Source organism: Deltaproteobacteria bacterium (assembly GCA_029858205.1).
In the GTDB taxonomy this organism is placed as follows: domain Bacteria; phylum Desulfobacterota; class GWC2-55-46; order GWC2-55-46; family DRQE01; genus JAOUFM01.
In genome coordinates this window covers 1-9,930 of the sequence record JAOUFM010000022.1, presented here as the reverse complement: position 1 = coordinate 9,930, position 9,930 = coordinate 1, and the positions used below count along the sequence as shown (strand labels likewise).

Annotated in this window: 11 protein-coding genes; 3 read left to right on the top strand and 8 right to left on the bottom strand. The window is 50.5% G+C overall.

Features of this window, described 5'->3' with window-relative positions; translation table 11 throughout:
• On the bottom strand, positions 1–188 hold a 188-nt coding region (locus OEV59_10125; GenBank protein MDH4228083.1), incomplete at its 3' end, for a twin-arginine translocase subunit TatC.
• Positions 185–436 carry a twin-arginine translocase subunit TatB gene (locus tag OEV59_10120; protein MDH4228082.1) on the bottom strand — a complete coding sequence of 84 codons (252 nt, stop codon included), beginning with the start codon at positions 434–436 and terminating at the stop codon, positions 185–187. The genes OEV59_10125 and OEV59_10120, both read right to left, overlap by 4 nt.
• A 122-nt stretch (positions 437–558) precedes the next feature.
• On the opposite strand from OEV59_10120, the gene OEV59_10115 reads away from it, so the two are divergent.
• On the top strand, positions 559–2,556 hold the full coding sequence (locus tag OEV59_10115) for a polysaccharide deacetylase family protein (protein ID MDH4228081.1): 1,998 nt from the start codon (positions 559–561) through the stop codon (positions 2,554–2,556).
• Positions 2,557–2,561: 5 nt separating this feature from the next.
• On the opposite strand, the gene OEV59_10110 is transcribed toward OEV59_10115, so the two are convergent.
• Complete coding sequence (locus OEV59_10110) at positions 2,562–3,596, bottom strand: cytochrome c biogenesis protein ResB (protein MDH4228080.1); 1,035 nt, start codon at positions 3,594–3,596, stop codon at positions 2,562–2,564.
• A 108-nt stretch (positions 3,597–3,704) separates the two neighbouring features.
• On the opposite strand from OEV59_10110, the gene menA reads away from it, so the two are divergent.
• Positions 3,705–4,607, top strand: coding sequence for a 1,4-dihydroxy-2-naphthoate octaprenyltransferase (gene menA, locus OEV59_10105; protein MDH4228079.1), 903 nt, complete (start codon positions 3,705–3,707; stop codon positions 4,605–4,607).
• Positions 4,608–4,720: 113 nt separating this feature from the next.
• Positions 4,721–5,185, top strand: coding sequence for an Hsp20/alpha crystallin family protein (locus tag OEV59_10100; GenBank protein MDH4228078.1), 465 nt, complete (start codon positions 4,721–4,723; stop codon positions 5,183–5,185).
• Here the strand turns inward: OEV59_10100 and OEV59_10095 are convergent.
• The 5 genes from OEV59_10095 to OEV59_10075 form a co-directional block, all read right to left on the bottom strand.
• The gene (locus tag OEV59_10095; GenBank protein ID MDH4228077.1) at positions 5,182–7,119 is read right to left on the bottom strand and encodes a carbon starvation protein A; all 1,938 of its coding nucleotides are present in this window, start codon (positions 7,117–7,119) and stop codon (positions 5,182–5,184) included. The two genes, OEV59_10100 and OEV59_10095, sit on opposite strands and share 4 nt — an antisense overlap.
• Positions 7,120–7,306: 187 nt before the next feature.
• Entirely contained in the window at positions 7,307–7,555 is a 249-nt protein-coding gene (locus OEV59_10090) for a hypothetical protein (protein MDH4228076.1), read from the bottom strand.
• A 72-nt stretch (positions 7,556–7,627) separates the two neighbouring features.
• On the bottom strand, positions 7,628–7,954 hold the full coding sequence (locus OEV59_10085; protein MDH4228075.1) for a hypothetical protein: 327 nt from the start codon (positions 7,952–7,954) through the stop codon (positions 7,628–7,630).
• 269 nt (positions 7,955–8,223) lie between these two features.
• Positions 8,224–8,574, bottom strand: coding sequence for a hypothetical protein (locus OEV59_10080; GenBank protein ID MDH4228074.1), 351 nt, complete (start codon positions 8,572–8,574; stop codon positions 8,224–8,226).
• 529 nt (positions 8,575–9,103) lie between these two features.
• Entirely contained in the window at positions 9,104–9,754 is a 651-nt protein-coding gene (locus OEV59_10075; GenBank protein MDH4228073.1) for a hypothetical protein, read from the bottom strand.
• Between the last annotated feature and the right edge of the window lie 176 nt (positions 9,755–9,930).

Below are 9,930 nucleotides of genomic sequence, written 5' to 3'. Positions count from 1 at the left end.
ACAAAGCGCGACGAGGCCGGGAGCTTCGATATAAGAGGCTCCATAAGGAGGCCGTATATCTCGCCGGAATAGATATAGGCAAAGACGAAGGCAATGCCAACGGCAACGACCATCTTGAAGAGGCGGCTTCTAAGCTCCCTGAGATGCTCGATGAGCCCCATATTATGGAACGTTTCTTCGTTGCTCACTTTACGCCCCCGTGCTTGTTGTCATTGTCTACTGGCGCGGCTTTCGGCTTTTCTTTGTTCTTTTCCCCTGCCTCGCCGATAGCAGATGCTTCTTCGGTGACACTTTTTTTAAAGTCCTCGCCGATTCTCTTGATCTCGCCAAAGAACTTGCCGACCTCTCTGGCAATACCGGGCAGCTTCTCGGGCTTTATAAAGAGAAGCGCAAGAACCGCTATGAGAAGTATTTCGCTAAACCCTATTGAGAACACCTTTAACCCTCCGAAACGCCTGCTTCGGGATATTATATACGAGGGGCGTAGCGTTTCCAATGTTTTATTAAAGGCAGCAAGCGTAAATTGACACTTTGGGCCAAAAATGGTAAATTCGATATATGCGTTGCGACCACAATGGTTTATCGCGCGGCTCGGCCCCCTGCCGTAGATGCAGCAGGGAGGCATGCCCGGACTGCGGTCATTTCCCGAAGTCGGGCGAGCGGTTCTGCTCGCTCTACTGTAAGGAACTCTACTACGCATCTCTTTCGGCAAAAACAAACTGCGCGCGTGCCGTAAAGGCCGCCAAAGCAGCCGCAAGGGCCACGGCAGAGCTATCAAAACATTCGCTACGGCTTGGCGCAGCGCTGGTAACATTTACCTCCCGCACATTCCTCTCGGCAATATTTTCGGCAGTAATGCTTTCGATGCTCGTTCCGGCTATAGCGCTTAAGGCAGCGGCCTTTACGCTAAGAGTCGCATTCTCCATCTGTTACGGCCTTATCTACACGGCTGCCGAAGTTGTAGCCTATTACCTCCGCCAAATATACATAACGCTTGCAAGGCGCTTACCAAAGCTTATCGGCGATGTCGCAGTCTTTTTCGCCATACGCATACTCTACGGCCTGCGTGTAGCCTATTACATACTGACGCTTTTTGCCCGCTCTTTCGAGGTTCTCATACCCGCTGCCAAAAGGCGCGGCGCTTCGTTCTTTAAAGCCGCGAGAGAGGCATTGAGGCTTGCCGCAGAGGTCTTTACCTATATATGCCTTGCCCTGTTCAAGACGGCTATAGAGGTAGTGCTCTACGCCTCATGGCTCGCAGTGCAGTTGTATACAATAGCAACAAGAAGGGCCGCTATTGAGATAAGGGCCGTTATCCTGCCGTTTAGGGATATCGCATTTCGCGAAAATCTAACGCCGCTCGTTATTATGGTTACCGCTGCCCTGCTCTGCATCGCGGTAGCCGCGTACCACTCAAAGCATCCGCTTACAAGAGAGCGCCTTGCCATGCAAAGCTACACGCCTGACAACATTGACTACGGCAAACCCGATATGCGGCTTCGCCCTCTGCCAGAGGAGCCAAAGCCAATTGCCATACCCGAAGAACCAAAACCGGTGCCTGTCATAGAAAGACAGGCATACGTATCGATACCGAAGACAGAAGTAACCTACACCGTAATAGAAAAAAAGCCCGAGCCTGTAATAATACCTGCGCCTCCTGCGGCTACTACTTTGCCGCCGCCGGTAATAGCGCCTTTGCCTGTTGCAAAGCCTTTGCCGCCGGTGGTAGCGCCTTTACCGCCTGTCGCAACGCTTCCGCAGCCAACAAAATACCCGTCGCCCCCTGACGTCACGCGCGGAAGCATGCGTGTAACGGAGGTCTCGATCACATTCGACGGCGGCTCCGACGATTCAGGGGCAGAGGCCATACTCGACACCCTTAAGTCGCGCGGCATAAAAACCACCATCTTCTTGACCGGCGGGTTCATAAGGAACTACCCGGGGACTGTAAAAAGAATGGTCGCCGAGGGCCACGAAATAGGCAACCACACGATGACGCACCCTCACCTCACTGCGTACGAAAAGACATCGAAGCACACGACCCTTTCTGGCGTCACAAGAGATATTTTGCAAAAAGAACTGCTCTCTACCGCTGCGCTCTTTCACAAGGTGACCGGAACGGACATGTCGCCGCTCTGGAGGGCGCCCTACGGAGAGGTGAATCCGGAGATAAGGGCATGGGCCTACGAGGCAGGGTTCGTGCACATAGGATGGACGACCGATTCGTCCAGGAAAGAAAGCCTCGATTCACTCGACTGGGTCTCTGACAAAGGCTCGAGGCTCTACCGGACAACATCGGAGATAAAGAACCGCCTGCTTGGTTTTGGCAAGGAGACACACGGCTTAAACGGCGGCATAATACTGATGCATCTTGGGACAACGAGGAAGGAAGACAGGGTGCACGACTCGCTTGGCGATATCATCGACGGCCTTACGACCAAGGGCTACGTCTTCGTAAAGATATCGGAAATGCTCCCGTCTATAGAGCAGATAAAGCCCTTCTACACGGAAGACAAGCTCTACGCCATGAAAAAATCCGCAATAGCCGCAAGGTAGGCGCGCTACCGTCCGATAAGCTCGCCCCTGTTTACGCCCGCAACAAGCAATAACACCATGCCAACCGATAGCACCAGAGAGCCAAGCCCTATCAGCACGATGCCCGGGTCCTTTACGACGTTAATGATTGCGTACTCCGTACGGACGTAATCCCGAAGTTCTATGGTAAATCCTCCGGCGCGTATTGCGGAGCCCGGGGCAGAGAGCGGCAGATAGCCGCGCTTACTGTCCGGCATAAGTATTTCGGCATGCGGGTTTCGCATCTCCCTTGAGCGCGAGTACGGAGTGCCGTCGGCCTCCATGGCAAAGTCCGGGAACACCCTGCTTAGCCAGAGCGTGCGTCCGTCCTTCACTTTAAAACTGCTTCCAAACGGCACGCTAAGCGTTTCGCCTGAAACGTCCATGAGAAGGCCCGATACGGTCTCGCCGGAGTCAGCGTGATGAAAGGCAGTAAGGCCGTGGAGCACCGGGGAGTTAACGCTTGCAGTAGCGCTCTTTACCTCGGTTTCACCTTCGAAAACAGTTATCGTTGTAGCGATGCGGCTTGGCATGCCGCGCGGACCGTAGTCGGTCTCAGTGGAATCGAGCCTTACCGAAAGCCCTGGCGCATTTCTAAGAGGCGTCTTCTCGCCCTCGAACACGGCATTATCGTAAGACCTTATGCCGTAAAGGCCGCCTATCAAATGCCCGAGTAGGGCTATCAGAAAGCCCGCATGCACAACATGCGGCAAAAGAGACTGCCACGGCCTTTTATTCTTCCATATGGAATAAAACCTGTCCGCAGTGCATACGGCTGTGTTCACGGCAAAAAAGAACATGAGCGCTATGAGAACATATATCCAGAGCGTGAGGGAAAGATGCTTTGGCCCCTCATAGACAAGCCAGGGCATAAGTATTTCCCTGTCAAGTATCTCGAAGAACGGCCTGTTGGCCACAACGAGCACTGAGCCGTAAATGGCATCAACGCAGATAAGCGCCATAAGAACAACGCTTAGCGCGGTAGAGGCAAAGAAGCTCCATATTTTTCCGATAAAATTCATCAACGCAATCCTTTCATGCAAACGGCAGCAAGGCGCATACTATAACACAAACAGGGCGAAGGTTCAAAGCAGTCTTGATTATGCGCGCCTTGGCGGTATAATAAAGGCATGAGGAGCGTAAAGACATATTTCCTTGCCTCGCGCCCGGGGTTCTTCACAGGCGTTATCATGCCCGTAGCTCTAGGTAGCGCGTACGCGTGGCACAAGGGAGTTGAGGCCGATTACTTCTCGTTTGTCCTCGCGCTCATGGCAGCAGTACTCTACCATGCGGGCGTGAACACGCTAAACGACTACTCGGACTTTAAAAACAACTCGGACAACATAAACACCAAGCGCGTGTTTCCGTTTACCGGCGGAAGCCGCATGATACAGACAGGCAAGATGACGCCCACGGAAACGCTTATGCTCTCGGCCGCGTGCTTTACAATAGGCAGCGCAATCGGGCTCTACCTCGTATACCTCAAGGGAATACTTCTTCTCTATATCGGCATATTCGGCCTCTTAAGCTGCATATTCTATAATGTGCCTCCGCTCTTTTTAGCCGGCAGAGGCCTTGGAGAGCTTCTCGTCGGCCTTAACTTCGGCACGCTCACCGTGGCGGGCTCGTACTACGTGCAGACAAGTACGCTTTCATGGGACGTTATACTCGTGTCCCTTCCGCTCGGATTTCTCATAACCGCAATCCTCTACATAAACGAATTCCCCGACTACGAGGCTGACAAGGCAGCCGGGAAAAGAAATATCGTTGTGCGAATGGGCCCTGAAAAAGGCAGGTGGGGATTCATACTTATCATAGGGGGAGCGTACTTGAGCCTCGTTCTCTCGGTTATTCTCGGATACCTTCCGCTGCTTACCCTCGCAGCACTTGTTGCCGCAGTGCCTGCAGTTTACGCGGCGCAAGGGCTCATGCGCCATTTCTCTGACTCGATGCTCCTTAGACCTTCGCTGCAAGCCACCATAGCCGCGCATGCGCTGACAGGCATTCTGATGACAGCTGCTACGTTTTTCTAACCTCCCGAGACCTTGACAAACACTAAAACCGCACCTATATTCTTATCAGAAATTAACCGCATGCATTAAATAGCAATTCAGGCTGCACAGCACATAATAAGGAGGACATCTATATGCCTATCGAAAAATGGCACCCGCTCGCAGAGCTGGAGCACATGAGAAAGGAAATGGAGCGGATATGGGGCGAGTTCTTTCCCGGAGAAGGCATGGCGCGCTTTGGGGTTCCCATAAGAAGGCTTAGCGAGGCCGTGAGACTCCCTGCCCTCGACCTTATAGATAAAGATAATGCCATCATCGTAAAAATGGACGTGCCAGGAGTGACAAAGGAAAAAATCGACATCGCCCTTCACGGCGACATTCTTACTGTAAAGGCCGAATCAAAAGAGGAAAAAGAAGAAAAGGAAGAAAACTACATCAGGAGAGAACGTTCATACTCGAGTTTCGAGAGAAGCGTGCACATCCCGGTAAAGGTGAACCCCGATAAGATAAAGGCCTCGATGAAGGACGGTATCCTGACTGTCGAGCTTCCAAAGGAAGAAGAAAAGAAGGCTAAGAAGATAAAGATCGAAGAGGCCTAATCAACATCCACGGCCGGTTCATCTTCCTTATCCCAATCCAGAGGACGAACGGGAATGGAGCCTGTAAGATACCCACGCCACTTGATAAGCGAGTCAACAAGCGCTATGGCAGCCAGGGCTGCCATAGCGGCAACAAGCGCGGCATCGAGCTTTAGCGTAAAGGCCAGTTCCGGCGAAGCAGCGGCCTTATTTAAAAATATAAAAAAGAGTTCCCATGCGGCTGTAAATGTCATGGCGAACATGAAACACATGGGCACAGCCGTGACCCAGACGTAGCGCACCCTTCCTGCCTTTATAAGCACGCTCGTGCCCACACAAAGCGCAAGAGCCGCAAGGAGCTGATTGGCAACACCGAACATCGGCCAAATGGTCGAAACGCTTCCGGATGCAATCAACCACCCCCAGGCAACGACAACAAGGCCGCTTGCAACTATTACCCCTGGCATCCAGTTAATTTTACCAAACGGGGAGTAAAAACGCCCGCCAAGCTCCTGCAGGATAAAACGCGCCACCCGAGTTCCGGCGTCTATGGTCGTAAGGATAAAAAGCGCCTCGAACATAAGAGCGAAGTTATACCAGTATGGCATGAGCCCCTTCATCCCGGGAAGCCCTGAAAATATGTAAGCCATACCGACTGCAAGCGAGACCGCGCCGCCTGGCCTGCCAGCTACCTCGGTCTCTACCATTGCCGAAAGCTCGGTTATTCTTTCAACAGGAAAACCTATGGCCGCAAGCTGGTCAAAAGATAGTTTTGTATTTATGGCAAAGTAGTCGCCCGGAATGAGCACGGCCGCGGCGATTATGGCCATCACAGCTACAAATCCCTCGCAAAACATTGCGCCAAAGCCGATTAGCCGTATCTGGTCCTCGTTCTCGAGCATCTTGGGAGTGGTACCAGAAGATATGAGCGAATGAAACCCCGAGACTGCTCCGCAGGCAATCGTTATGAACATGAAGGGGAATACTGTGCCAGGAATGATTGGCCCTCCGCCGTGGATAAAGTTCGTCACAGCTGGCATCTGAAGAACAGGCGCCATGAATATCACACCCACTGCAAGAAGCAGCACTGTGCCGATTTTCATGTATGTGGAAAGATAATCGCGCGGGGCAAGGAGCATCCATACGGGCAATACACTTGCTATAAAACCGTATATTGCAAGAGCCCAGATAAGGAACGCTCTGTCGTGATTGAAAAACGCCTCGATGGAAGAACCTGCTACGTACTTGCCGCCAACTACCGCGGCAATAAGAAGCACGACACCGATAATGCTTACCTCGCCCACCTTGCCCGGACGAAAGCTCTTTAAGTAAAAACCCATCAAAAGTGCAATGGGGATTGTGGCTGCAATGGTGAATGTGCCCCACGGGCTCTTGTAGAGCGCGTTAACGACCGCAAGCCCAAGCCCCGCGAGCGCGACGATTACGATAAACACGATTGCAAGGGCTGTTGTGAGGCCAGCAACACTTCCGATTTCGCGCTTTGCAATGTGCGCAAGCGAGCAGCCGCCTCTTCTAACGGAGGCCGCAAGTATGACCATGTCATGCACGGCTCCGCCAAACACCGCGCCAACGAGTATCCAGAGAAACCCTGGAAGATAGCCAAACTGCGCGGCAAGTATTGGGCCGATAAGAGGCCCTGCTCCTGCAATTGCCGCGAAGTGGTGGCCAAAGAGCACCCACTTATGTGTCGGGTGGTAGTCCTTGCCGTCTTCATATTTAAAGGCCGGGGTCCTGCGCTTATTGTCAAGAGAGAGCACCTTTGCCGCGAGGAAGGCGCCGTATACGCGGTACGCAATCACGAACACGCAGGCAGCGGCCACAACGAGCCAGAGTGCGTTTACGTTCTCTGAGGGGTTTATAATGCGCGTAACAACGGCAAGAGAGAATGCCGCGACAACTGCAAGGACTGCGATTATAAGGTTGGATAGTTTCATTACGAATGGTATTTTAAGGCAACAGGACGGCAGGTGTCAAATGGAACGGGGGGAAACCGCCGATTTTTCCGCCATACTTTGTCAGCAACGGTTTTGACTTACTCAATGTATCCTACGGATACACCTCCGTCGTCAAAACCGTTGCTTCCTCGTCTGACGAAAAACTTGACGGTTTGGGTGAACGTATTCATTTCATCTTAGACTCTATACATTCAACCAATTCATCACAACAACCAGAAACTTTTATTGACAGCTTGCTCACAGTGTGCCCACAGCAAACAACTTTGGCACTTTGTCCATGTTCTCTACAACGCACTTCGCCTATTTCCTTCTTTATCGAAGCCGATAAGTTCCGCAAAAGAGCTTCCTCTAATGCATCCACCATATTATTAGGGTCTACCTTCTTTCCATCAATCACAAAAGAAATATCTATCATTTTATTCTCCTTTTCTATTCAAAGTAAGTTGGCGGTGATGCACGCACCACCGCCAACCATCCATGCTACCTTTTATCTTTGTCCACACGACGGACTATATTTTGCACGTAATTCTTGCTCTATTTCCATACGGCCAGACTGTTGCATATTAGGTGTATAGTATACAGCAAAAACCAAGCGTCCTTGATTGTGCTCATGCCAACACGCATTTCTGTCGTGATGTGCTAGCCGCTCTTGGAGCGTAGCGGTTTCTCCTATATCTACCACATATAGCTTACTTTGTGTTTCAGTAAGAATCGCGTAAACACCTGCGCGGTTCTCAATGTAACGTATATCAGGAACATTTCCGTCAAATGGATATTTTCCCTCGAAATCATACTTGCCAATCTGTATAGACATCTCTCATTTCCTTTCTGTTTTAATTATTAATACAAAAAAATTCTTCCCTAGTCACTCAAAACAGTTGCTGCACAACAAATAAAAAAACCTGTAATCGTACGAAGCGACATCCCCCCTTTCTATTTAAGGAAGATGCACCCACACAATTACAGGCCTTACAGAACTTGACAAAAAGACTTGTTCCTGTTATCCTCTTTGTGTAGCAAAAACCTGCTCCGAGCAGGTGCATCGATATCTGGCGCTGACTGTTACAGCAGTCAGCGCCAACTTTATTTTTCTCTAATAATTGCCACCATCATTTTTTCGCTCTCATCCCACTTAAGTTCAAACTTTCTAACTTTCTCCCCATAGGGAATCTCATAGAAATCTAAAAACGCTTTCCCACCTATAGATCCACAATCTTTTTTTACGATTAATTTTTGCGCATATTCCTCATTTTCTACAGTTGGCCTCAATCCTATCATCTTCCTAGCCTTATCAAAGTAAAGCACCACATATCCATACTCTACAAGCTTAAATTTTTCTATAGCTCCAGAATTCAATCCGAACTGCCCATTTTTTCTTATAGAAAGAGCCGGCTTATTTCCTCTCCCCATCCGTGTAAACATCTCAAATGACATAACCTTAAAACCTCCCCAGTCTCATTTCTCAACGTTCAATCCATGACACCATTTCGACCTGCCCACATCTTACAACATTAAAAAACCATAGTCAAATGTTTTTCCCCATCGCTCCCGTAAAGTTTTTTTTGAATTTACGCAACATTGTAAATGATGTCCATCCCTCTTCTTGAGCATCCCCTCGCTTCTCTCCACTACCAATATATAGTATACTTTATCTACTCTTGTCAAGCCTATAAAGCGATTTTAACTATAAATACCCTTTACTCGCCTCGCTATTTCCCCCACCCCCTTATATGCCACCAAGTTTCGCGTCAGACAAAGAAACTGTCCTTACCATAAACCCGCAAGTTTGGTGTCAGACGAGGCAAAAGTCCTTACCCACTCATAGGCCGCCAAGTTTCGCGTCAGACGAGGAAGCGGCGGTTTTGACGACGCAGGTGTATCCGTAGGATACATTGAGTAAGTCAAAACCGCCGCTGACAAAGTATCACGCGAAAATCGGCGGCCTCGCTACCAACACAAGACATCAGCGCCGCGTATTACCCTTATCCACCCAATAAGCCCACGGAACAAAAAGCCACATAAAGAGCGCGCCCACGGCAACGGCCTTTGCGGACGGCGGAGGCGGGGCAAACTGCGGCATCAACCAGAGGGCAATCAATACAATTACCAGCGCGATAAAACCGCACATGCGGCCTTTAGTAGCAAACTTGAAATCCCGCGCATAAAGGAAAATCCCGAATACAAACAGCGCGGCCTCCACTTCTATGCTGGCAGCCAGGTTTTTCCACAACCCAAGACCCGCGTAAATATCACTGCCCGGAAAAAGCGGCAGGTCCGGGATATGCGACACCCAGTCAAGGAGCCAGTGGCTAAGCACGGCTGCTGCCATGACAATTGCCGCGGCCCTGTTCTTTTTTATCAGAAAATATGCGACACCTATGACGAGCGCATAAAGAACAACCAGCGCAAGGCTGTGCGAGTACGGGTATGAAACGAATTTCAGAGGGGTTGCGGCCGTATAGCCAGGAGCTATCTCGACTGTCTCGATACCAAGCAGTATAAGAAGAGGCCAGACAAAGTCTATGAACATCGCGGCAAAGAAAAGCGAGGCAAGGGAGGTATCCTTTGCCCTTGTCTTTAGCGCCAGTGCAGCGCCGATGTGTCCGACAAACATTTTACACCTCCGTATCAAAGCCGTGTGACAGTAAAATGATATCACGGGCCTCGGCCGTTGCAAATGACGGAAATCAATATCTGCGGTTACGACGATGCCGCCCATGCCGCGCGCGCGTAAACAACGGTTGCAAAACGCGCTGCAGGGGTATACTATGGCTATAAGAATTTACCGGC

Bases quoted from the DNA above. Each gene is read 5' to 3' on its own strand.
- OEV59_10110 (MDH4228080.1), bottom strand. From the start codon at position 3,596: ATGAATTTTATCGGAAAAATATGGAGCTTCTTTGCCTCTACCGCGCTA.
- OEV59_10095 (MDH4228077.1), bottom strand. From the start codon at position 7,119: ATGAAACTATCCAACCTTATAATCGCAGTCCTTGCAGTTGTCGCGGCA.
- OEV59_10115 (MDH4228081.1), top strand. From the start codon at position 559: ATGCGTTGCGACCACAATGGTTTATCGCGCGGCTCGGCCCCCTGCCGT.
- OEV59_10080 (MDH4228074.1), bottom strand. From the start codon at position 8,574: ATGTCATTTGAGATGTTTACACGGATGGGGAGAGGAAATAAGCCGGCT.
- menA (MDH4228079.1), top strand. From the start codon at position 3,705: ATGAGGAGCGTAAAGACATATTTCCTTGCCTCGCGCCCGGGGTTCTTC.
- OEV59_10075 (MDH4228073.1), bottom strand. From the start codon at position 9,754: ATGTTTGTCGGACACATCGGCGCTGCACTGGCGCTAAAGACAAGGGCA.
- OEV59_10085 (MDH4228075.1), bottom strand. From the start codon at position 7,954: ATGTCTATACAGATTGGCAAGTATGATTTCGAGGGAAAATATCCATTT.
- OEV59_10090 (MDH4228076.1), bottom strand. From the start codon at position 7,555: ATGATAGATATTTCTTTTGTGATTGATGGAAAGAAGGTAGACCCTAAT.
- OEV59_10100 (MDH4228078.1), top strand. From the start codon at position 4,721: ATGCCTATCGAAAAATGGCACCCGCTCGCAGAGCTGGAGCACATGAGA.